A 21,515-nucleotide genomic window follows, 5' to 3' on the forward strand; every position below is an offset into this window, starting at 1 on the left:
GTCCTCGTGGCGGCCTGCGGACGGATCCGCTTTCAGGAGGAGATCTGCAGCTTGCGCGCCTGTTCCCATTCCGCCGACGTGTAGGCCTTGATGGTCAGGGCATGCAGTTCGCCGCTGGTGATGAGATCGTTGACCGTGCCGTACACCAGTTGCTGCTTCTTCACGGGCGTGAGGCCGGCGAACACCTCGCCCACGGCGACCACCTCGAAGTGGCTGCCGTCACCGGTGACGGTGATCTCGCAATCGGGCAGGCCGGCGGCGATCCGCTGTTTGACGTCTTCGGGATTCATGGGCGATGTCTTCCGCTGGATGTGGGCAATTCGGGCGCTATTGTAGCCTGCCGGCCCGGGTTTGTCGTGCGAAGCCGGATCAGGCCAGGGGCAGAATCGGCAGCAGATCGCTGATCCGGGCGATTTCCCGCATCTGTTCCGGCAAGCCGGCCAGCTTCAGGGTCACGTCGCGCTGCCGGGCCAGGCGCAGCCATTCGATCAGCAGGGCCAGGCCGACACTGTCGCTGCGCGTGACCCCGGAGAGATCCACCGTCACGGTGCTGCCGCGGGCCCATTCGCCGAACAGCGGCCGACGGCACAGCGTCGGCACCGTCTCCAGGGTCAGCTCGCCCCGCACGTGGTAACGGTCGGCCGCGGCCTGCTCGACGACCACGTCGCTCACTCCGTGGTTCCTCCGGCCGTTTGCGCCGCCTTCGCCTCGAGCCGGGCGATCAGGGCATCGAGCCCCCTGGCGCGGATCTCGGCGGTGAAGCTGGTGCGGTAGTTGGCCACCAGGCTCACGCCGTCGACGGTCACGTCGTAGACCTTCCACTGGCCCTTGCGCCGGTGCAGGCGGTAGTTGATCGCGGTGGGCGCGCGGCCGGGATGGATGACCTCGGTCCGCACCGTCACGTCGCCCGAGGCCGGATCGCCGCGCAGGGGCAGGTAGCGGATCTTCTCATCGGTGTATTCGAGCAGGGCCACGCCGTAGGTGCGGACCAGGATGGTGCGAAAGGCGCGCACGAAACGCAGTTTCTGTTCCCGGCTGGCCGTGCGCCAGTACTTGCCCAGCACCCAGGCCGAGATGCGCACGAAATCGAAATGGGGCAGAACGTCCCGCTCGATGAGGGCGAAGATCTTCTCCGGCTCCCTTTCCAGTTCCGCCCGTTGGGCACGCAGCCGGGCCAGCACCGATTCGGTGACCGTCTCGACCAGTTGCTGGGGATCCGCCGTGGCGGCGCCAACCGGCGGTGGTGCCCACCAGAACAACAGCAACAGCAGCAGCGGCAGCGCGTGGCGAAGGGTCACTGGCCCTTGTCCTCGAGGAACTTGGCGATGAACTGGGCGATCAGCTTCTCCAGCACCATGGAATCCTGGGTCAGGCGGATCTGGTCGCCGTTTTTCAGGCTCTCCTCCTCGCCGCCGGCTTCCAGCCCCACGTACTTCTCGCCCAGCAGGCCGGCGGTGTAGATGCTGGCCGAGGTGTCCCGCGGCAGCCGGTCGTGGCGCTGGTCGATCTCCAGGGTCACCACCGCCTGCAGGGCCTCGTCGTCGAACTCGATGCGCTTGACCCGGCCGATGCGCACCCCGGCCATGGTCACCGGCGAGCGCACCTTCAGGCCGCTGACATCCTCGAAGCGGGCCGTCACCTCGTAGCTTGGACCGGTTTGGTAGGCGGCCAGGTTGCTGACCTTCATGGCCAGCATGAACAGGGCCGCCAGCCCGGCGGCCACGAAGATCCCGACCCAGATTTCCAGCATGCGTGATGTCATGAATCAGTCTCCGAACATGAGCGCAGTCAGTACGAAATCCAGCCCCAGCACCGCCAGGGCCGAGTGCACCACGGTGCGGGTGGTGGCGCGGCTCACCCCTTCCGAGGTGGGCACCGCGTCATAGCCTTCGAAAATGGCAATCCAGGTGACCACGGCGCCGAACACGATGCTCTTGATCACGCCGTTCCAGACGTCGTCGTACAGATCCACCTTGGCCTGCATCTGCGACCAGTAGGCGCCGTCGTCCACCCCCAGCAGCCCGACGCCGACGAACCAGCCGCCAATCACCCCCACCGCGCTGAAGATGGCCGCCAGCAGGGGCATGGCCAGAAAGCCGGCCAGAAAACGGGGCGCCAGGACGCGCCGCACCGGATCCACGGCCATCATCTCCATGGCCGAAAGCTGTTCGGTGGCCTTCATCAGGCCGATCTCGGCGGTCAGGGCCGAGCCGGCCCGGCCGGCGAACAGCAGGGCGGTGACCACCGGCCCCAGCTCCCGCACCAGCGACAGGGCCACCACCACGCCCAGGGATTCGGCGGCGCCGAAATCCACCAGGGTATTGTAGCCCTGCAGGCCGAGCACCATGCCCACGAACAGCCCCGAAACGAGGATGATCAGCAGGGAGAGAACGCCTACCGAGAACAACTGGCGCACCACCAGGGAAAAGCGCAGGAACAGCGGCGGCACCCCCCCCAGGATGGCCAGCAGCAGCAGATGCCCCCGCCCCAGACGCTGGAAGAAGCCCAGCCCCACGAGGCCCAGCCGGCGCAAGGCTTCCCCCATCAGGCGGCCTCCTCCCCGGCAAGCAAATCCTCGGCATACGCCGGGGCCGGATAGTGGAACGGCACCGGCCCGTCCGGCTCGCCGTGCAGGAACTGCCGGGCCCAGGCCGAATCCGACTGCTCCAGTTCGTCGGACGTGCCCTGGGCTACCACCTTGCCTTCCGAGAGCAGGTAGATGTAGTCGGCGATGGCGCGGGTCTCCTCGATGTCGTGGGAGACCACCACGCTGGTCAGGCCGAGGGCGTCGTTGAGGGTGCGGATCAGGCGCACCAGCACGCCCATGGAGATGGGATCCTGGCCGGTGAAGGGTTCGTCGTACATCACCATCATGGGATCCAGGGCGATGGCCCGCGCCAGAGCCACCCGCCGCGCCATCCCGCCCGACAGTTCGCTGGGCATCAGATGCCGGGCGCCGCGCAGCCCCACCGCCTCGAGCTTCATCAGCACCAGGGTGCGGATCAGCGATTCGGGCAGATCGGTATGTTCGCGCAGGGGAAAGGCGATGTTGTCGTACACGTCCATGTCGGTGAGCAGGGCGCCGTTCTGGAACAGCATGCCCAGGCGCTTGCGCAGGGTGTAGAGAGCCTTGCCCCGCAGACGGTGCACGGGCTGGCCGTCCACCTCGATGGTGCCGCGATCGGGACGCAACTGGCCGCCGATCAGCCGCAGCAGGGTGGTCTTGCCGGTGCCGCTCGGCCCCATGATGGCCGTGACCGTGCCCCGACGGATGTCGATGTCCACGCCGTCGAAAATCGGCCGCGAACCACGGGCGAAGTGCAGATCACGGATACGTACCAGAATGTCGCTCATCTCTCGGCGGTTCCCTGCGCAAGGTGGCGGCATTGTCCCCCAGACGCCCCGGGTTGACAATCCGCGCTCACAGCAACTCCAGCAGGAGCTGGGCCTGCTCCAGGGTCTCGACCGACGGCGGCGTCCCCTCCAGGATCAGGATCACCTCGCGGCGCCCGTCCTGCACGGCCAGGCCGGCCTCCAGCCAGTCGCGCAGGCGGCGGGGCGTGGCCTCCCCGGCAGGGACCCGGATGACCGCAAGCCGGCCCCGCTCCAGCCCCGTGGAGGGACCTTCGCCCCGCCAGACGCGCCCGGGGGACGCTTCCTCCGCGCGGCTGGCCGCCGGCGCGCCGTTCTCAAGCGCCACCGGCAGGCCGGCACCGGCCAGCTCCGCCAGCGCGGCTTCGAGACCCGTGCCGTCCCCTTCGCCCAGCACCCAGCCGCCGGCGGTGTCGCCCAGGCCCTTCACCCGCTCGAGCAGCCCGCTGTCGATTTCGTGCGGCGCCGCCTCCAGCAACACCCGAAAGCCCGTGTCCGCCAGTTCCCGCCAGTCGGCGATCTCCCCGTCACCGGCCGCGGCCAGCCGCCGCGCCGGCATCAGCACCACCGGAAACGCATTGGCGTAATAGGCCAGCCGCCATTCCGGCGGCAGATCCTCGGGATAGAATGTTTCCGACCAGGCGGGATGTTCCCAGCCGGCCGCGCCGATGCGCACGGCGTAGTCACGGGCCTTTTCCGGCATGCCTCGCGGTTCCTGTTTCCACTCAAGATTGTGAAATAATAGCCGACCCTGTTACCTGAGACCGAACCATGGGCGACGTGATCCCCTTTCGCAAGCCGCGCCCCGGCGAGAAGCACCGGGGAAAGACGCTCTGCAAGAGCGGCTTTCACCGCTGGGAAGTGGTCAAGGGCAATCCCTTCGACGTGAAGACGGGCAGGCTCGTGACCCGCTACCGCTGCCGCCGCTGTGGCGCCACCCGGGTGGAAGGCCGCTGACCCACGGTTGCAATGCCAAGGATTGTCGCCCGCCCAAATGGAAGTTCCAAATCCCAGACCAGTTATGCAGATCATCATGCGCCAATACCGCCCAATGCACTATGGTCTGGTATTTGGAACTTCGATTTAGAAAATCTGCCGAGCCCATGTCACACAAGTCTCCCCCCGCTTTGCTGAAACCGTTCCTGCTGTTGCTCGTGCTGGTCACGAGCGGTTGCGCCAGCGTGCAGGGCCCGCCCGACGAGCGGGATCCCTTCGAATCCTTCAACCGGGCCGTCTACAAGTTCAACGACGCGGCGGACCGGGCGGTCATCCGGCCGGTGGCGACCACCTATCGGGAATACGTGCCCCGCCCCGTGCGCAGCGGCGTCTCCAACTTCTTCGGCAACCTCGAGGACGTGATCGTCCTGCTCAACAACATGCTGCAGCTCAAGTTCGACAAGGCGGCCTCGGACTTCGGCCGCATCGTCTTCAACACCACCTTCGGCCTGTTCGGCCTGTTCGACGTGGCCACGCCCCTCGGCCTGCCGAAACACAACGAGGACTTCGGCCAGACCCTCGGCCACTGGGGCGTGCCGCCCGGCCCCTATCTGGTTCTGCCCTTCCTCGGCCCGAGCACGATACGCGACACGGCGGGGCTGACGGTGGACGTCTACAGCCACCCCATCTTCAACACCCTGGTCACCGACGAGGCCGTGGCCTGGGGCGCCGTGGGCCTGCGCTACATCGATCTGCGCGCCGAGCTGCTGGGCGCCACCCGGGTGGTGGACGAAGCCGCCCTGGACCCTTACGCCTTCATCCGCGACGCCTATCTGCAACGCCGGCGCAATCTGGTCTATGATGGCAACCCGCCGCCCGACTCCCAATACGACTTCATCCCCGACGACAACGCCGATGCCGACCTCGAGCTGGAACTGGAACTGGAAAAGACGCCCCCGGCATCGCCGCCCCCGGACAAGGCCCATCCATGACTGACAGCCTGCTGCTGCCCGTCGCCGCGGTCATCGGCGGCTTCGCCGTGCTCGTGTGGGGCGCCGACCGCTTCGTGATCGGCGCCGCCGCCACCGCCCGCAACCTGGGCGTCGCGCCGCTGATCATCGGCCTGACCATCGTCGGCATCGGCACCTCGGCCCCCGAAATCCTGGTCTCGGCCATGGCCGCCTGGCAGGGCAACCCGGCGCTGGGCGTAGGCAACGCCCTGGGCTCCAACATCACCAACATCGGCCTGGTGCTCGGCGCCACGGCGCTGATCACGCCCCTGGTGGTGCGCTCCGAGACCCTGCGCCGGGAATACCCGCTGATGTTCGCCATCATGCTGTTCAGCCTGGTACTGCTGCTCGACGGCGAGATGAGCCGCCTCGACGGCCTGCTGCTGCTGGCCGGGCTGGTGCTGATGGTGATCTGGATGGTGCGCCTCGGCCTGCGCCGGGATCACGATCCCATGGAGGACGAATACGCCCAGGAGATCCCGCGCCTGTCCACGGGCCGCGCCCTGGCCTGGCTGGGCCTCGGCCTGCTCCTGCTCCTGGGCAGCTCCCGCCTGCTAGTGTGGGGCGCGGTGGACATCGCCCAGGCCTTCGGCATCAGCGATCTGGTCATCGGCCTGACCATCGTCGCCGTGGGCACCAGCCTGCCAGAACTGGCCGCCTCGGTGATGAGCGCCCTGCGTGGCGAGCCCGACATTGCCATCGGCAACGTGATCGGGTCCAATATGTTCAACCTGCTGGCCGTGCTCGGCCTGCCGGGCCTGATTCACCCCACGGCCCTGGCGCCCGAGGTGCTGAGCCGGGATTTCGTGTTCATGATCGGCCTGAGCATCGCCCTGTTCGCCATGGCCTACGGGTTTCGGGGCGACGGCCGGGTCAACCGGCTGGAAGGCGTCCTGCTGCTCGGCGGCTACGCGGCCTGGCTGTACGTGCTCTATCTGCACGTGGCCGCCACCCACAGTGTCTGATCCCAACGAGGAGTTTCCCCATGGCAACCATCGAACTGAAGGCCCGGAACATCAAGTGCGGCGGCTGTGCCAGCGCCATCCAGGAGGGCCTGAGCGGCCTGCCCGGCGTGGACAGCGTCGAAGTGGAGGTGGACAGCGGCACCGTGCGGGTCAGCGGCGAGGCCGATCAGGCCGCCATCGAGGCGAAGCTGGCCGAGCTGGGCTATCCGGTCGCCGCCTGAGCGCATGGACGAATCCCGACTCCGCGAGCTGGCCCGGGCGGTGATCGACACCGAGGCCCGGGCCGTCGGCGCGCTGGCGGATCGCATCGGCCCGGACTTCGTGCGCGCCTGCCGCCACATGCTCGACTGCGCCGGCCGCATCGTGGTCATCGGCATGGGCAAGTCGGGCCACATCGGCGGCAAGATCGCCGCCACCCTGGCCAGCACCGGCACCCCGGCCTTCTTCGTCCACCCCGGCGAGGCCAGCCACGGCGATCTGGGCATGATCACCGGGCACGACGTGGTGCTGGCCCTCTCCAACTCCGGCGAGACCGACGAAATCCTCACCATCCTGCCGCTCATCAAGCGCCTCGGCGTGCCGCTCATCGCCCTCACCGGCAATCCGCAATCCCGCCTAGCCCGCGAGGCCGACGTGCACCTGGACGTGAGCGTGGAGAAGGAAGCCTGCCCCCTGGGCCTGGCGCCCACCGCCAGCACCACCGCCACCCTGGTCATGGGCGACGCCCTGGCCGTTTCGCTGCTCGAAAGCCGCGGCTTCACCGCCGACGACTTCGCCCGCTCCCACCCTGGCGGGCGGCTCGGCAAGCGTCTGCTGCTGCACGTGGCCGACATCATGCACACCGGCGAGGCCGTGCCCCGCGTCGCGCCTGGCGCCACCCTCGACGCAGTGCTGGTGGAGATGACGCGCAAGGGCCTGGGCCTGGCCATCGTCACCGATGAGGACGAACGGGTGATCGGCGTCTTCACCGACGGCGACCTGCGGCGGGTGCTCGACCACGGCCGGGTGGACGTGCACAGCCTGCGCATCGACGCCGTGATGACCCACCCCTGCCGCACCATCACCGGCGAGCGGCTGGCCGCCGAAGCCCTGCAACTGATGGATGAAAAGCGCATCAACGCCCTGCCGGTGGTGGACGCCGCAGGCCGCCTGATCGGCGCCCTGAACATGCACGACCTGCTGCGCGCCGGCGTGGCCTGAGCGGCAGACGCAAACAGACGGGAAGACGATGAAGGACATTCTGGAAAAAGCCGCCCACATCCGCCTGGTGGTGTTCGACGTGGACGGCGTGCTCACCGACGGCAGCCTGTTCCTCGGCGACGATGGCCAGGAGTACAAGGCCTTCCACTCGCGTGACGGCCTGGGCATGAAGATGCTGCATCGCACGGGCGTGGAGATCGGCATCATCACCGCCCGCGAATCGGACGTGGTGCGCCACCGCATGGCCAGCCTCGACATCGAGCACGTCTATCAGGGGCGGCTGGAGAAACGGCCGGCCTTCGAGGATCTGGTGGCCAAGCTGGGCCTGACGGCGGATCAGGCCGCCTACGTGGGCGACGACGTGGTGGACCTGCCGGTGCTGCGCCGCGCCGGGCTGGCCATCGCCGTGGCCGACGCCCATCCGCTGGTCAAACAGCACGCCCACTGGCAGACCCCACACCCGGGCGGCCACGGTGCCGCCCGCGACGTGTGCGAGCTGATCATGGAAGCCCAGGGCACCCTCGAGGCCCAGTTGCAGCGCTTTCTCGCATGAACCGCCTCCACCTCCTGCTGATCCTCATCGCCGTGCTGCTGGTGGCGGCCTACGCCGGCTGGCTGCTGGAAACCTTCCGTGGCGAGACCCGCCAGGGCGAAGAGGCCCGCCGCCACGTGCCCGACTATTTCCTGGACGGCTTCACCGTCACCGTCTACGCGCCCGACGGCCGCCCCCGCCACACCCTGCGCGGCGAGCGCGGCGAACACTTCGCCGACGACGGCAGCATCGACATCGTCAACCCCCGCCTCACCGTGCGCGAAACCGTGCCGCCCTGGGAGGTGGAGGCCGAACACGGACGGATCCTGCAGGGCGGCGACCGGATCGATCTGGGCGGCCCGGTCAGCGCCCGGCGCGCTGCCCACGACGGCCAGCCCGCCCTGCACCTGCGCACCCGGGATCTGCGGGTGCTGCCGCCGCAACGCCGCGCCGAGACAGCGGCCAGGGCCAGCCTTGCCGCCGGGCCGCACCGCCTGACCGGCACCGGCATGCGCCTCGACTGGGGCCGCCAGCGCCTGATCCTGCTCGCCGACGTGGAGAGCCGCTATGTGCCCACGCCCTGAACGCCTGCTGCTGCTCGCCGCACTCCTGCTGGCCCCGCCCCTGATGGCCCTGGAGTCGGATCGCCGGCAACCGATCGACATCCGTGCCCGCCAGGTGGTGGTGGACGAACAGCGCGGCTACAGCGAATACACCGGCGACGTGACCCTCACCCAGGGCAGCCTGCGCGTCACCGGCGACCGCCTGGTGGTACACCTCGAGGGCGATCGCCTGCAGCGCATCATCGTCGAGGGCCGACCCGCCACCCTGATCCAGACCCCGGCGCCCGAACAGCCGCCGGTCCATGCCTCGGCCCGGCGCATGGAATACGAAGTGGCCAGCCGCACCGTCCACCTGGATCGCGACGCGCAGGTGGAACAGGGCCCGAACCGCTTCCGGGGGGAACACCTGATCTACGACATCGCCGCCGCCACGGTGAAGGCCCGCGCCGGCGAGGGCCGGGTGCACATCACCATCCAGCCGCCGGCGGAAGAAACCGAGAGCCCGCCATGAGCACCCTGCAGGTCCGGGATCTGGTCAAGCGCTACAAGGGCCGCAACGTGGTCGACGGCGTCTCCATGCGCATCGACAGCGGCGAGGTGGTGGGCCTGCTCGGCCCCAACGGCGCCGGCAAGACCACCTCCTTCTACATGGTGGTGGGGCTGGTGCCGGCCGACGCGGGGCGCATCGCGCTGGACGAGCGGGACATCACCCGCCTGGCCATGCACCAGCGGGCCCGCCTCGGCATCGGCTACCTGCCCCAGGAAGCTTCGGTGTTCCGCAAGCTCACCGCGGCCGACAACATCATGGCGATCCTCGAACTGCGCCCGGATCTGGATCGCACCCAGCGCGAGGAGCGGCTCGAGGCCCTGCTCGACGAGCTGCACATCGGCCACATTCGCAACAATCTCGGCCAGAGCCTCTCCGGCGGCGAACGGCGGCGGGTGGAGATCGCCCGCACCCTGGCCATGGAACCGCGCTTCGTGCTGCTCGACGAACCCTTCGCCGGCGTCGATCCCATCTCGGTGCTCGACATCCAGGCCATCATCCGCCACCTCAAGGCGCGGGACATCGGCGTGCTGATCACCGATCACAACGTGCGCGAAACCCTGGGGATCTGCGAACGGGCCTACATCATGAACGCCGGGCGTGTCATCGCCCAGGGCGACCCCGACAGCCTGCTGGCCGATCCCCAGGTGCGCAAGGTCTACCTGGGCGAACAGTTCCGGTTGTGAAACGCAACCCCTCTGCCCTCGCCCTGCTTTCATGCAAGAAATAGGCGAGCCCGGATATTGCACCAAGGTGCCGGATGATTGCGGTCTTTGCAGCCGCGCTCGCGCCGCGCTGGAGCGAAAGGCGTAGCCAACGCTACGTCTTTCGTGAAGCGCAAGCGAGCGCGAGCGAAAAGCCGCAAGGGCCGGCACAGAGGACGGGCGGAAAGAATGACCTTGGAGAAATCGTCTCAAGGCATCAACAAATCTTTATCACTCAAAGACTTGTTCGTCCGCCCGTCCTCGACTTGGTGCAATATCCGGGCTAGAATTGATTCTGCCGCCGCGAAAGCCGCCGGCCCGTGGTACCCCCGAACCGGATCGATGAAACAGACCCTACAACTCCGTCTCGGTCAGCACCTGACCATGACCCCCCAGTTGCAGCAAGCCATCCGGCTCCTGCAGCTATCCTCGCTGGAATTGCAGACCGAGATCCAGGAGGCCCTCGACGCCAACCCCCTGCTGGAGATGGACGAGGACGGCGATGCCGGTCCCGAGGCCGAGGCCGCGCCGGGCGAGCCCGTCGAGGCCACCGAGGAAGCCCTGAGCGAGACGCCCGCCGACGGCGCCAGCGACATCCCCGAGGATCTGCCGGTCGACTCCAACTGGGACGACATCTACGACAGCCTGGCCCCGGTGGGCCCGGGCAGCGCCCCCGCCAGCGACTTCGACCCGCGCGAGATCGAATACAACAGCCGCCCCGGCGGCACCAGCCTGCACGAACACCTCACCTGGCAGATGGATCTCACCCCCTTCAGCCCCACGGATCGGGCCATCGCCGAGTTCATCATCGACGCCATCGGCGACGACGGCTTCCTGACCCTGAGCGTCGAGGAGATCCACGAAGCCCTGGCCGGCGAACAGGAACTGGCGCCGGAGGAAATCGAGGCGGTACTGCACCGCATCCAGAACTTCGACCCGCCCGGCATCGCCGCCCGGGATCTGCGCGAAAGCCTGCTCCTGCAACTGCGCCAGTATCCCATCGACCATCCCCGCCTGGCCCAGGCCATGGCCCTGGTGGAGCAGCACTTCGAGCGCCTCGCCGCGCGCGACTATGCCCAGATCATGCGGCGCATGAAACTCGACGAGGACACGCTCAAGGAAGTGCTGCAGCTCATCCAGTCGCTCAATCCGCGGCCCGGCAGCCAGATCACCGATCAGCAGCCCGAATACATCGTGCCCGACGTGATCGTCACCAAGGTGGGCGACCGCTGGAAGGTGGAACTCAATCCCGACGCCGCGCCCCGCCTGCGGGTCAACCCCACCTACGCCAGCCTGGCCCGGGAAGTGCGCAACCCCGAAGACAACACCTACATCAAGAACCAGCTCCAGGAAGCCCGCTGGTTCATCAAGAGCCTGATGAGTCGCAACGAGACCCTGCTCAAGGTCGCCACCGCCATCGTCGAGCGCCAGACCGGCTTCCTCGAACACGGCGAGGAAGCCATGCAGGCCCTGGTGCTGCACGACATCGCCGAAGCGGTGGACATGCATGAATCGACCATCTCGCGGGTCACCAACAAGAAGTACATGCACACGCCCCGCGGCATCTTCGAACTCAAGTACTTCTTCTCCAGCCACGTCTCCACCGCCGATGGCGGCGAATGCTCGGCCACCGCGATCCGCGCGCGGATCCGCAAGCTGATCGCCGAGGAGGATCCGAAAAAGCCCCTCAGCGACAGCAAGCTGGCCGGCATCCTCGCCGAGCAGGGCATCAACGTGGCCCGCCGCACGGTGGCCAAGTACCGCGAAGCCATGAACATCCCTCCCTCCAACGAACGCAAACGTCTGGCCTGAACAACAAGGAGCCCGCCATGCAACTGAACGTCACCGGTCACCACGTGGAAATCACCGACGCCATGCACGACTACGTCACCAGCAAGCTGGCCCGGCTGGAACGCCACTTCGACCATGTCACCAACGCCCATGTGATCCTCAGCGTGGAGAAGGAACGTCAGAAGGCCGAAGCCACGGTGCACGTCAGCGGCAAGGATCTGTTCGCCGAAGCCGAGAACGGCAACCTCTACGCGGCCATCGACGAACTGGCCGACAAGCTGGACCGCCAGATCCGCAAGCACAAGGAAAAGCTCACCGATCACCGCCGCAGCGAAGGAGCCGAACGCAAGCAGCAGGACATCTCCGGGGAAGCCTGAACCGCCGCCATGCAACTGACCGATCTCCTCTCGCCCGATCGCATCGCCATCGATGTGAACGCGCACAGCAAGAAGCGCGCCCTGGAAGCGCTCAGCGAACTGATCGCCCACGATCAGCCCGGCAGCGCCGAAGACATCTTCGACGCCCTGCTCTCCCGGGAGCGCCTGGGCGGCACTGGGATCGGCAGCGGCGTGGCCATTCCCCACGGCCGGCTCAAGAACACCGACCACACCACCGCCGCCCTGATCCACCTGCGCCAGGGCGTGGACTTCGATGCCATCGACGATCAGCCGGTGGATCTGCTGTTCGCCCTCATCGTGCCGGAGCAGGCCACCGAGGATCACCTGCGCATCCTGGCCATGCTCGCCAGCCTGTTCCAGGAGAGCGAATTCCGCCAGCGGCTGCGGGCCTGCCGCAGCCCGGCCGAGATCCTGAACCTGCTGCGGCAATGGCAACCCGCGGCCTGACGCCGGCCCCGTGGCGCTGACCGCCCGGCAACTTCTCGACCCCCTGCAGGCGAGCCTGGACCTGGCCTGGCAGGCGGCGCCCGCCGCCCGGGATCGGGCCCTGGACGAATCCCGCCTGCGCGAGGCCGGCGGCAACGCCGTGGGCTATCTCAACCCGGTGCGGCCGAACCCCATCCAGGTGCTCGGCCAGACCGAACTGGCCTATCTGGACCAGCTCGGCGCCAACTCGCGGCACGACGCCATCGCGCGGATCCTCCAGCCCCCCACCGAAATCCTGATCGTGAGCGACGCCCTGCCGGTGCCGCCCGACCTGCGGGACCGGGCCGGCGCGGCCGGCATCCCCGTCCTCACCTCGCCCCGTCCCGCCGGCCACCTCGTCGACACCCTGCGCTATGCCCTCACCCGCCGCCTCGCCGCCCGGCAGATCCTGCATGGCGTGTTCATGGAAGTGATGGGCCTGGGCGTGCTGCTCACCGGCCCCAGCGGCGTGGGCAAGAGCGAACTGGCGCTGGAACTGCTGGGCCGCGGCCACCGCCTGGTGGCCGACGACGCGCCCGAATTCCGCCGCACCGGCCCCGACGCGGTGCACGGCCACTGCCCACCCCTGCTGGCCGACTTCATCGAGGTGCGCGGGCTCGGCATCCTCAACGTGCGCGCCATGTACGGCAACCACGCGGTGCTCGAACACAAGCGCCTGCACCTGATCATCGATCTGCAGCCGGAAGACCAGCCGGCCGCCTCACCCGACGAGCGCCTCGGCCAGCACGACCGCCACCGCGAGGTGCTGGGCGTGCCGATCCCGGAAGTGTGCCTGGTGCTGGCCCCCGGCCGGGATCTGAGCGTGCTCATCGAAGCGGCCGTGCGCAACCACGTGCTGCGCCTGAGCGGGTACAATGCGGCCGAGGACTTCATGCAGCGACAACGCCAGGCCATGCACAAAGCGGAGCCATGAAACTCGTCATCGTCAGCGGCCTGTCCGGCTCCGGCAAGAGCATCGCCCTCCATGTGCTGGAGGATCTGGGCTATTACTGCATCGACAACCTGCCGGTGGGCATGCTGCCGAGCCTGGCCGACCAGCTCCGCCAGCGGCCGGGCCAGAGCGAACCGGTCGCGGTGGGCATCGACGCCCGCAATCTGATCGACGATCTGCAGCGCTTTCCCGCCATCCTCGCCGGCCTGCGCGAGCGCGGCGTCACCACCGACGTGCTGTTCCTCGAAGCCGAGGACGCCACCCTGCTCAAGCGCTTCAGCGAAACCCGCCGCCGCCATCCCCTGAGTTCCGGCGAAACGCCGCTGGCCGAGGCCATCGTCCAGGAACGCCGCCTGCTCGAGCCGGTGGCGGGCGAGGCCCGCCTGCACATCGACACCACCCAGACCAACGTCCACCAGTTGCGGGATCTGATCCGCCAGCGGGTGGCCGGCGCCGCCGACGGCCAGCTCTCGCTGCTGTTCGAATCCTTCGGCTTCAAGCACGGCGTGCCGGTGGACGCCGACTTCGTGTTCGACGTGCGCTGCATTCCCAACCCCCACTGGATGCCCGAGCTGCGCCCCCTCACCGGCCGGGATCGCGCCGTCGCCGAGTATCTCGAGGCCCATCCGGAAGTGGAACGGATGTACGAGGACATCCGCGACTTCCTGGCCACCTGGATCCCCCGCTTCGAGGCCGACAACCGCAGCTACATGACCGTGGCCGTGGGTTGCACCGGCGGTCAGCACCGCTCCGTGTACCTGGTGGAGCGCCTGAGCGAACATTTTCGCCGGCAGCGCGATGGCGTGCTGAGCCGGCACCGGGAGCTGTCATGAGGGTCGGACTGCTGATCATCACCCACGGCGAGATCGGCCAGAGCCTGCTGGACACGGCCATCGCCGTGCTCGGCACCTGCCCCCTGCAGACCCGCACCCTGAGCGTGCCCATGGCCAGCGACACCGACGCCGTGGAAGCCGAGGCCCGGCGCCACGTGAGCGAGCTGGATCAGGGCGACGGCGTGCTGGTGCTCACCGATCTCTACGGCGCCACCCCCAGCAACATCGCCTGCCGGCTGGGACGCCACGATCCGCGCGTGGCGGTGGTGGCCGGCACCAACCTGCCGATGCTGGTGCGGGTGCTCAACTACCCGGAACTGGATCTGCCGGCCCTGGTGCACAAGGCCGTCTCCGGCGGCCAGGACGGCGTGCTGTGCTGCTGCAAGGCCGGCGAGGGCGCGCCACGATGATTCGCCGCGAAGTGGAAATCGTCAACAAGCTCGGCCTGCATGCCCGGGCCGCGGCGCGTTTCGTCACCGTGGCCAGCGGCTTTGCCGCCGACATCCTGCTGCGGCGCGACGAGACCGAGGTCAACGGCAAGAGCATCATGGGCGTGATGATGCTGGCCGCCGCGAAGGGCACCCGCCTGGAACTGGTGGCCGAAGGCCCCGATGAGGACGAGGCCATCGCCCGCCTGACGGAACTCATCGCCAACCGCTTCGACGAGGAAGCGTAAGCCGCGGCTCGCGCTCCCATTTGTCACCGCCCCCTGTTACACTGCGCGCACCCGGAGAGGATCCCGAGATGAGCGCAGCACCCCAAGAAGAACAACCGGATCGCCTCGAGCTCATCACCCAGTGGCTCCGGGAGGGCGACACGGCGCAGATCGCCGTCCAGCTCGCCGAGATGCATCCGGCGGAAATCGCCCACCTCCTCGAATCCCTGCCCCCCGATCAGCGCCAGGCCGTCTGGCAACAGGTTCCCGACGACGCGGAAGGGGAGATCCTCGCCAACCTCAACGAGGAAGTGCGGGCCTCGCTGATCGAACAGATGGCGCCGGAGGATCTGGTCGCCGCCACCGAAGGTCTGGAAACCGACGATCTGGCGGACATCCTCCCGGAGATGCCCCAGGACGTGATCCAGGAACTGCTGCTGACCATGGAGCAGCAGGATCGGGAACGCCTGCGCTCGGTGCTCTCCTACGACGAGGACACCGCCGGCGGCCTGATGAACCTCGACACGGTCGTGGTGCGGGCCGATCTGACCCTGGACGTGGTGCTGCGCTACCTGCGCCGGCGCGGCGAGATCCCCGAGGGCACCGACAACCTCTACGTGGTGGATCGCGAAGGCCACTACCTGGGCCTGCTGCCGCTGTCCACCCTGCTCACCTCGGATCCCTCCCTCAAGGTCAGGGACGTGATGATCGAGGACGAGGAAGCCATTCCGGTGAACATGCCGGCGCGCGAGGTGGCCAACCGCTTCGAACAGCGGGATCTCATCTCCGCCCCGGTGGTGGACGAGCACAACGTGCTGCTCGGCCGGATCACCATCGACGACGTGGTGGACGTGATCCGCGACGACGCCGAGCACGATCTCATGAGCATGGCCGGCCTGCACGAGGACGAGGACATGTTTGCGCCGGTGCCGGTGAGCGCCCGCCGGCGCGCCGTGTGGCTGGGCATCAACCTGCTCACCGCCCTGCTCGCCGCCTGGGTGATCGGCCTGTTCGAGGCCACCATTCAGCAGGTGGTGGCCCTGGCGGTGCTGATGCCCATCGTCGCCTCCATGGGCGGCATCGCCGGCAGCCAGACCCTCACCCTGGTGATCCGCGGCATCGCCCTCGGCCAGATCAGCGGTACCAACGCCAAGCGGCTGCTGATCAAGGAACTGCTGGTGAGCCTGTGGAACGGCGTGATCTGGGCCATCGTGCTCGGCGCCATCGCCTGGCTGTGGTTCGGTAACGACACCCTGGGCCTCGTGATCGCCGCAGCGATCCTCATCAACCTGCTGATCGCCGCCATCGCCGGCGCCCTCGTCCCCCTGATCCTGCGCCGCTTCGGCGCCGACCCCGCCCTCGGCGGCGGCGTGGTCCTGACCACCATCACCGACGTGGTCGGCTTCTTCACCTTCCTCGGCCTGGCGTCGATCTTCCTGATCAATTAGCTGCGGTGGAAGAAACGCAGAGGGCGCAGAGACGCAGAGGACGCGGAGAAAAAATATTATTTTGGCGCAACTCCATCGTAGGGCGGCTCAAGCGCAGCGGAGCCGCCGTTTCAAAGGATGCCATCGTTTCTGCCGGCTCCGCTGCGCTTGAGCCGGCCTACATCTGTTTCAGATCTCCGCGTCCTCTGCGTCTCTGCGCCCTCTGCGTTCATTACACTCCCACCTCCCCGAAGCCCCTACTCCGACGCCACCGTCATCTGATCGATGAGCCAGGAGCCGGTCACGAGGCTGGCGCGGCAGTCGAGGTCGTCGGCGATGGCCTGGATGCCGCGGAACATGTCGGGCAGGGTGCTGGCCAGGGTGAATTCCTCCACCGGGTACCGGATCTCGCCGTTCTCCACCCAGAAGCCGCTGGCGCCGCGGGAGTAGTCGCCGGTGACGATGTTCACGCCCTGGCCCATCACCTCGGTGACGATCAGGCCGGTGCCCATGTGCCGGCAGAGATCCTCGAAGCTCACTTCGTCGTGGGAGATGAACAGGTTGTGCACCCCGCCGGCGTTGCCGGTGGTGGTCATGCCCAGCCGGCAGGCGGCGTAGCTGTCGAGGGCGTAGCCCTTGAGCACGCCTTCCTGCACGAGGTCCCGGGCGTGGGTGGCCACGCCTTCGTTGTCGAAGGGCGCGCTGCCCAGACCGCGCCGCAGGTGAGGCCGTTCGTCGATGCGCACGCTGGCGGGGAAGATCGGCTGCCCCAGGCGGTCGAGCAGGAAGGAGGCCTTGCGGTAGAGATTGCCGCCGGAGATGGCGCGCACGAAGTGGCCGAGCAGGCCGCGGGCCACGTCGGCGCGGAAGATCACCGGCACCTGACAGGTCGCCAGGCGCCGGGCGCCCAGGCGGGCCACGGCGCGGCGGGCCGCCTCGCGGCCGACCGATTCCGGATCCTCGAGATCGTCGGGATGGCGGGCCACCGTGTACCAGTAGTCCCGCTGCATGCCGCTGTCGTCCTCGCCGATCAGGGTGCAGCTCAGGCTGTGGCGGGAACTGAAATAGTGCCCGCGGAAGCCGTGGCTGTTGCCATAGACCCGCAGGCCGTCGTGGCTCGAGAGGGCCGCGCCTTCCGAATTGCGGATCCGCGCATCGCTTTCGCGCCCCGCGGCCTCGCACGCGCGGGCGATGGCGATGGCCCGCTCCGCGTCGATCCCCCAGGGATGGTAGAGATCGAGATCGGGAATGTCGCTGGCCAGCCGCTCGGGATCCGCGAGCCCGGCGCAGGCATCCTCTTCGGTGTAGCGGGCGATGTCGCAGGCCGCCCGGACCGTTTCCCGAATGGCCTTTGCGCCGAAGTCACTGGTGCTGGCCGAGCCCTTTCGATGCCCGAAGTAGACGGTGATGCCCAGTCCCTTGTCGCGGTTGTGCTCCAGGGTGTCCACCTCGCCGAGGCGCACGTTCACCGAGAGCCCGGCTTCCATGCTCACGCCGGCCTCGGCGGCCGTGGCCCCGAGCGCCTTTGCCTCGCGCAACATGGTTTCCACCACCTCGAGGCTGCGATCCACATCGAAACCGTGTTTGTCCGGATCCAGGGCGGGTGTCTTGCTGGTCATGATGATTCGCTGCTTCCTGTCTGTGACTGTGGGTTCGTCTCCGCGCCGGTGGCATAATGAGCCCCATGCACGAAGACGATTTGTTCGACGAACGGCCGCCCAGCAAGAGCCAGCGCAAGCGCGAGGCCCACGCCCTGCAGGCGCTGGGGGAAAACCTGGTGGCGCTCACCCCCAGCCAGCTGGCGCGCATCCCCCTGCCGGACGATCTGCGTGCGGCCATCGAGGCGGCCCGCCGCCTGCACCAGCGCGGCGCCCGCAAGCGCCAGATGCAGTACATCGGCAAGCTCATGCGCCAGCTCGACGATCCGGCCCAAGTGCAGGCGGCCTGGGAACGGGTCGTGGCGCCCGGCGAAGCCGAGACCCGGCGCCTGCATCGCGTCGAACGCTGGCGCGACCGCCTGCTCGAGGAAGGCGACGCGGCCCTCGGCGACTGGCTGGCCGAACACCCCGCCACCGACCGCCAGCACCTGCGCCAGCTCGTGCGCGCCGCGCTGAAGGAACGGCAACGGCAGCAGGCGCCGAAGAAGGCGCGCGAGCTGTTCCGTTATCTGCGCTCCTTCATGGAGGAACCGTAGGGCGATTCAGGCGCAGCGAAGCAGGCATTTTCGCATGCGACAATCAGCTACCCGGGTTTGCCGGATCCGCTTCGCTTGAGCCGGCCTACAGCGACGTCTCATTTAACGGGCTGTTGAAAAACGAAACTTTTCGGCAGCCTGTTATTAAATGTCTCAAAATTGTTTTGACACGATTTTTTGTAGGAGCGGCGCGAGCCGCGAAAACGCAACTCATCGCGGCTTGCGCCGCTCCTACACCCTCAATCCCTTTGCGTCCTTCGCGTCCTTTGCGTTGAAAATACAGCCCCTCATCCGGGCATCGCGGTTTGCGCCGGGCATTACCCCGTTCCGCCGACGGTGAGGGTGTCCACCTTGAGGGTGGGCTGGCCGACGCCGACGGGGACGCTCTGGCCTTCCTTGCCGCACACGCCGACGCCGCGGTCCAGGGCCAGATCGTTGCCGACCATGGAGACCCGGGTGAGCACTTCGGGGCCGTTGCCGATCAGGGTGGCGCCCTTGACCGGGCGGGTCACCTTGCCGTTTTCGATCAGATACGCCTCGGAGGTGGAGAAGACGAACTTGCCCGAGGTGATGTCCACCTGGCCGCCGCCGAAGTTGACGGCATACAGGCCCTTGTCCACCGAGGCGATGATTTCGGCCGGATCGTGCTCGCCGGCGAGCATGAAGGTGTTGGTCATGCGCGGCATGGGCAGGTGGGCGTAGGACTCGCGCCGGCCGTTGCCGGTAGAGGCCATGCCCATCAGGCGGGCGTTGAGCTTGTCCTGCATGTAGCCCTTGAGGATGCCGTTCTCGATCAGCACGGTGCGGCCGGTAGGGGTGCCCTCGTCGTCGATGTTGAGGGAGCCGCGGCGCTGTTCGAGGGTGCCGTCGTCCACCACCGTGCACAGGGGCGAGGCCACCTGCTCGCCGATCCGCCCGGCGAAGGCCGAGCTGCCCTTGCGGTTGAAGTCGCCTTCCAGACCATGGCCCACCGCCTCGTGGAGCAGCACGCCGGGCCAGCCGGGGCCGAGCACCACCGGCATGGGGCCGGCCGGGGCCGGCACCGACTCGAGGTTGACCAGGGCCTGGCGCACCGCTTCGCGGGCGAATTCCAGGCCGCGATCCCCGTCGAGGAAATGGCGGTAGTCCACCCGCCCGCCGCCGCCGGCGCTGCCCTGCTCGCGGCGTTCGCCGTCCTCGGCGATCACCGACACGTTGAGGCGCACCAGGGGCCGCACGTCGGCGGCGAAGGTGCCGTCGGAGGCGGCCACGAGGATCACCTCGTGCACCCCGGCCAGGGAGACGACCACCTGCTTCACGCGCGGATCGAGGCGGCGCGCTTCCTCGTCGAGCCGCCGCAGCAGGGTGATCTTGTCATCGGCATCCAGCGAATCGACGGGATCGAGCGGCGCATAGAGCCGGTGCCCCTGCGGCCGCCGCCAGGCCTGCACCCGGCCGCTGCCGCCGCTGCGGGCGATGGCCCGCGCCGCCCCGGCCGCCTCGCGCAGGGCCGGCAGGGCGATCTCGTCCGAATAGGCGAAACCGGTCTTCTCGCCCGAGATCGCGCGCACGCCCACGCCTTCGTCGATGCCGTGATGGCCCTCGCGCACGATACCGTCCTCGAGCATCCAGGATTCGTGGCGGTTGAACTGGAAATAGAGATCGGCGTAGTCCACCTGCCGGTCGAGCAGCCGGCCGAGCACCTGCTGCAGCGCCGCCTCGTCCAGCTCGCCAGGGGCGAGCAGGGTCTGCACCGCCATCTCGAGGGGCTGTTCGCTCATTGGGCGATCTCGCAGGGGATCTTGCGGTGTTCCAGGGCCGGGAAGTGGCGGCGCGTGCTGCGCACCTTGTCCGGATCGATCTCCGCAATCACGAAGCCCGAGCCGCGCGGCAGGCGGTCGAGCACGTTGCCCCAGGGATCGACGATCAGGCTGTCGCCGTGAGTCTCGCGGCCGTTGACGTGGTAACCGCCCTGGGCGGCGGCGATCACGTAGCTGAGGTTTTCGATGGCGCGGGCCCGGACCAGGATCTCCCAGTGGGCCCGGCCGGTGATGGCGGTGAAGGCCGAGGGCACGGCGAACAGCTCCACCCCCTCGTTGACCATGCGCCGGAACAGCTCGGGAAAGCGCAGATCGTAGCAGATGGCCAGGCCCAGCCGGCCGAAGGGCGTGTCGACCACGGTGACCCGTTCGCCCGGCTCGATGGTCAGGGATTCCTCGTAGGTTTCGGCGTTGTCGGGCAGTTGCACGTCGAACAGGTGGATCTTGTCGTAGCGCGCCCGCTGCCGGCCCTGGTCGTCGAAGACCAGGCAGGCGGAGCGGATCCGGCCGGGATCGTTGCCGGCCAGCGGAATGGTGCCGCCCACCAGCCAGATGCGATGCTTGTCGGCCTGCTCGGCGAGAAACTGCTGGATGGGGCCTTCGCCCTCGGTCTCGCGCAGGGGCAGCTTGTCTTCCTCGCGCATGCCCATGAAGGCGAAGTTCTCCGGCAGCACCACGAGACCGGCGCCGGCGTCCACCGCCCGGCTGATCAGGCGGCCGGCTTCGGTGAGGTTGGCATGCAGGTTCGGCCCGGAGGCCATCTGAATGGCGGCGACGCGGTTCATGCGCCTGCTTCCAGCCGGAGCGGACGACGGATCTCGAGTTCGATGCGCCGCGGATCGGGGCTGCCCGGCGCCTTTTCGATCCGCGCGCGGGGCACGCCCAGGGCCACCAGCCAGCTCTCCAGCTCGTTGACCCACAGGGTGCCGGCGTCGCCGCCGGGATAGCGCAGGATCAGGCGGCCCTCGGGCGCCTCACCCAGGGCCTGCACGGCGCCGCGCAGGGCCGGCATGGCGATCAGGGTCTCGGCGCGGCGGGGGACGGACCAGACATCGTATTGCAGGGCGAAGACGGCGTTTTCCGCTGCCTGGGCGGGAGCCGCCATCAACAGCAGAAGGAATGAGGAAAGGCGAATGATCATGCCTACAGGATACCATGGCGCCATCCGGCCC

The 21,515-nt window shown here is 68.2% G+C and carries 29 protein-coding genes; 18 read left to right on the forward strand and 11 right to left on the reverse strand.

The genetic code is table 11. The features are described 5' to 3' along the window. Nucleotides 1–32 precede the first annotated feature (32 nt). The 7 genes from ACZ5BH_RS02160 to ACZ5BH_RS02190 all read right to left on the reverse strand — a co-directional run bounded on the left by ACZ5BH_RS02160 (nucleotide 33) and on the right by ACZ5BH_RS02190 (nucleotide 4,075). Nucleotides 33–290: a BolA family protein gene (locus ACZ5BH_RS02160; protein WP_464890281.1), complete on the reverse strand. Its 258-nt coding sequence runs from the start codon at nucleotides 288–290 to the stop codon at nucleotides 33–35. Between the two features lie 79 nt (nucleotides 291–369). Then, entirely contained in the window at nucleotides 370–672 is a 303-nt protein-coding gene (locus ACZ5BH_RS02165; RefSeq protein ID WP_464890282.1) for an STAS domain-containing protein, read from the reverse strand. Next, nucleotides 669–1,298 carry an MlaC/ttg2D family ABC transporter substrate-binding protein gene (locus ACZ5BH_RS02170; protein ID WP_464890283.1) on the reverse strand — a complete coding sequence of 210 codons (630 nt, stop codon included), beginning with the start codon at nucleotides 1,296–1,298 and terminating at the stop codon, nucleotides 669–671. Before ACZ5BH_RS02170 ends, ACZ5BH_RS02165 begins: the two co-directional genes overlap by 4 nt. Next, a complete protein-coding gene (mlaD, locus tag ACZ5BH_RS02175) occupies nucleotides 1,295–1,762 on the reverse strand; it encodes an outer membrane lipid asymmetry maintenance protein MlaD (protein ID WP_464890284.1) in 468 nt (155 codons plus the stop codon). Before mlaD ends, ACZ5BH_RS02170 begins: the two co-directional genes overlap by 4 nt. Nucleotides 1,763–1,765: 3 nt before the next feature. Next, entirely contained in the window at nucleotides 1,766–2,545 is a 780-nt protein-coding gene (gene mlaE, locus ACZ5BH_RS02180; protein WP_464890285.1) for a lipid asymmetry maintenance ABC transporter permease subunit MlaE, read from the reverse strand. Next, a complete protein-coding gene (locus tag ACZ5BH_RS02185; protein WP_464890286.1) occupies nucleotides 2,545–3,354 on the reverse strand; it encodes an ABC transporter ATP-binding protein in 810 nt (269 codons plus the stop codon). The genes mlaE and ACZ5BH_RS02185 overlap by 1 nt, the downstream gene beginning before the upstream one ends. A gap of 67 nt (nucleotides 3,355–3,421) precedes the next feature. Next, entirely contained in the window at nucleotides 3,422–4,075 is a 654-nt protein-coding gene (locus ACZ5BH_RS02190; protein WP_464890287.1) for a hypothetical protein, read from the reverse strand. A gap of 68 nt (nucleotides 4,076–4,143) precedes the next feature. On the opposite strand from ACZ5BH_RS02190, the gene ACZ5BH_RS02195 reads away from it, so the two are divergent. The 17 genes from ACZ5BH_RS02195 to mgtE all read left to right on the forward strand — a co-directional run bounded on the left by ACZ5BH_RS02195 (nucleotide 4,144) and on the right by mgtE (nucleotide 16,371). Beyond that, the gene (locus ACZ5BH_RS02195; RefSeq protein WP_464890288.1) at nucleotides 4,144–4,329 is read left to right on the forward strand and encodes a hypothetical protein; all 186 of its coding nucleotides are present in this window, start codon (nucleotides 4,144–4,146) and stop codon (nucleotides 4,327–4,329) included. A gap of 146 nt (nucleotides 4,330–4,475) precedes the next feature. Then, on the forward strand, nucleotides 4,476–5,300 hold the full coding sequence (locus ACZ5BH_RS02200; protein WP_464890289.1) for an MlaA family lipoprotein: 825 nt from the start codon (nucleotides 4,476–4,478) through the stop codon (nucleotides 5,298–5,300). Continuing rightward, nucleotides 5,297–6,283 carry a calcium/sodium antiporter gene (locus ACZ5BH_RS02205; RefSeq protein WP_464890290.1) on the forward strand — a complete coding sequence of 329 codons (987 nt, stop codon included), beginning with the start codon at nucleotides 5,297–5,299 and terminating at the stop codon, nucleotides 6,281–6,283. The genes ACZ5BH_RS02200 and ACZ5BH_RS02205 overlap by 4 nt, the downstream gene beginning before the upstream one ends. A gap of 20 nt (nucleotides 6,284–6,303) precedes the next feature. After that, nucleotides 6,304–6,504 carry a heavy-metal-associated domain-containing protein gene (locus ACZ5BH_RS02210; protein ID WP_464890291.1) on the forward strand — a complete coding sequence of 67 codons (201 nt, stop codon included), beginning with the start codon at nucleotides 6,304–6,306 and terminating at the stop codon, nucleotides 6,502–6,504. Nucleotides 6,505–6,508: 4 nt separating this feature from the next. Next, complete coding sequence (locus ACZ5BH_RS02215) at nucleotides 6,509–7,483, forward strand: KpsF/GutQ family sugar-phosphate isomerase (protein ID WP_464890292.1); 975 nt, start codon at nucleotides 6,509–6,511, stop codon at nucleotides 7,481–7,483. A 28-nt stretch (nucleotides 7,484–7,511) separates the two neighbouring features. Next, complete coding sequence (gene kdsC, locus ACZ5BH_RS02220; protein ID WP_464890293.1) at nucleotides 7,512–8,036, forward strand: 3-deoxy-manno-octulosonate-8-phosphatase KdsC; 525 nt, start codon at nucleotides 7,512–7,514, stop codon at nucleotides 8,034–8,036. Continuing rightward, entirely contained in the window at nucleotides 8,033–8,599 is a 567-nt protein-coding gene (lptC, locus tag ACZ5BH_RS02225; protein ID WP_464890294.1) for an LPS export ABC transporter periplasmic protein LptC, read from the forward strand. The genes kdsC and lptC overlap by 4 nt, the downstream gene beginning before the upstream one ends. Continuing rightward, complete coding sequence (gene lptA, locus ACZ5BH_RS02230; protein ID WP_464890295.1) at nucleotides 8,583–9,089, forward strand: lipopolysaccharide transport periplasmic protein LptA; 507 nt, start codon at nucleotides 8,583–8,585, stop codon at nucleotides 9,087–9,089. The genes lptC and lptA overlap by 17 nt, the downstream gene beginning before the upstream one ends. Then, the gene (gene lptB / locus ACZ5BH_RS02235) at nucleotides 9,086–9,811 is read left to right on the forward strand and encodes an LPS export ABC transporter ATP-binding protein (protein WP_464890296.1); all 726 of its coding nucleotides are present in this window, start codon (nucleotides 9,086–9,088) and stop codon (nucleotides 9,809–9,811) included. Before lptA ends, lptB begins: the two co-directional genes overlap by 4 nt. 360 nt (nucleotides 9,812–10,171) lie before the next feature. Then, nucleotides 10,172–11,641, forward strand: coding sequence for an RNA polymerase factor sigma-54 (locus ACZ5BH_RS02240; protein ID WP_464890297.1), 1,470 nt, complete (start codon nucleotides 10,172–10,174; stop codon nucleotides 11,639–11,641). A 17-nt stretch (nucleotides 11,642–11,658) separates the two neighbouring features. Further along, a complete protein-coding gene (gene hpf, locus ACZ5BH_RS02245; RefSeq protein WP_464890298.1) occupies nucleotides 11,659–11,997 on the forward strand; it encodes a ribosome hibernation-promoting factor, HPF/YfiA family in 339 nt (112 codons plus the stop codon). 9 nt (nucleotides 11,998–12,006) lie between these two features. Further along, nucleotides 12,007–12,465, forward strand: a complete 459-nt coding sequence (gene ptsN, locus ACZ5BH_RS02250) for a PTS IIA-like nitrogen regulatory protein PtsN (RefSeq protein ID WP_464890299.1) — start codon at nucleotides 12,007–12,009, stop codon at nucleotides 12,463–12,465. Nucleotides 12,466–12,475: 10 nt separating this feature from the next. Next, on the forward strand, nucleotides 12,476–13,417 hold the full coding sequence (gene hprK / locus ACZ5BH_RS02255) for an HPr(Ser) kinase/phosphatase (RefSeq protein ID WP_464890300.1): 942 nt from the start codon (nucleotides 12,476–12,478) through the stop codon (nucleotides 13,415–13,417). Continuing rightward, nucleotides 13,414–14,268, forward strand: a complete 855-nt coding sequence (gene rapZ / locus ACZ5BH_RS02260) for an RNase adapter RapZ (protein WP_464890301.1) — start codon at nucleotides 13,414–13,416, stop codon at nucleotides 14,266–14,268. Before hprK ends, rapZ begins: the two co-directional genes overlap by 4 nt. Further along, nucleotides 14,265–14,678: a PTS sugar transporter subunit IIA gene (locus tag ACZ5BH_RS02265; protein ID WP_464890302.1), complete on the forward strand. Its 414-nt coding sequence runs from the start codon at nucleotides 14,265–14,267 to the stop codon at nucleotides 14,676–14,678. Before rapZ ends, ACZ5BH_RS02265 begins: the two co-directional genes overlap by 4 nt. Further along, nucleotides 14,675–14,944, forward strand: a complete 270-nt coding sequence (locus ACZ5BH_RS02270) for an HPr family phosphocarrier protein (RefSeq protein ID WP_464890303.1) — start codon at nucleotides 14,675–14,677, stop codon at nucleotides 14,942–14,944. Before ACZ5BH_RS02265 ends, ACZ5BH_RS02270 begins: the two co-directional genes overlap by 4 nt. Nucleotides 14,945–15,012: 68 nt before the next feature. Beyond that, nucleotides 15,013–16,371, forward strand: coding sequence for a magnesium transporter (gene mgtE, locus ACZ5BH_RS02275; RefSeq protein WP_464890304.1), 1,359 nt, complete (start codon nucleotides 15,013–15,015; stop codon nucleotides 16,369–16,371). A gap of 236 nt (nucleotides 16,372–16,607) precedes the next feature. On the opposite strand, the gene pmbA is transcribed toward mgtE, so the two are convergent. Then, nucleotides 16,608–17,969 (reverse strand): metalloprotease PmbA, encoded by a 1,362-nt coding sequence (gene pmbA, locus ACZ5BH_RS02280; protein WP_464890305.1) that lies wholly within the window; start codon nucleotides 17,967–17,969, stop codon nucleotides 16,608–16,610. 65 nt (nucleotides 17,970–18,034) lie between these two features. Between pmbA and yjgA the strand changes: the two genes are divergently transcribed. Then, complete coding sequence (yjgA, locus tag ACZ5BH_RS02285; protein ID WP_464890306.1) at nucleotides 18,035–18,544, forward strand: ribosome biogenesis factor YjgA; 510 nt, start codon at nucleotides 18,035–18,037, stop codon at nucleotides 18,542–18,544. 317 nt (nucleotides 18,545–18,861) lie between these two features. On the opposite strand, the gene tldD is transcribed toward yjgA, so the two are convergent. From tldD to ACZ5BH_RS02300, 3 genes are read right to left on the reverse strand one after another with little or no spacing between them, the layout of a single operon-like run. Continuing rightward, entirely contained in the window at nucleotides 18,862–20,304 is a 1,443-nt protein-coding gene (gene tldD, locus ACZ5BH_RS02290; protein WP_464890307.1) for a metalloprotease TldD, read from the reverse strand. Beyond that, nucleotides 20,301–21,128, reverse strand: coding sequence for a carbon-nitrogen hydrolase family protein (locus ACZ5BH_RS02295; RefSeq protein ID WP_464890308.1), 828 nt, complete (start codon nucleotides 21,126–21,128; stop codon nucleotides 20,301–20,303). The genes tldD and ACZ5BH_RS02295 overlap by 4 nt, the downstream gene beginning before the upstream one ends. Beyond that, a complete protein-coding gene (locus tag ACZ5BH_RS02300) occupies nucleotides 21,125–21,484 on the reverse strand; it encodes a hypothetical protein (RefSeq protein WP_464890309.1) in 360 nt (119 codons plus the stop codon). Before ACZ5BH_RS02300 ends, ACZ5BH_RS02295 begins: the two co-directional genes overlap by 4 nt. Between the last annotated feature and the right edge of the window lie 31 nt (nucleotides 21,485–21,515).

The sequence above is a fragment of the Thioprofundum lithotrophicum genome (genome assembly GCF_055387065.1).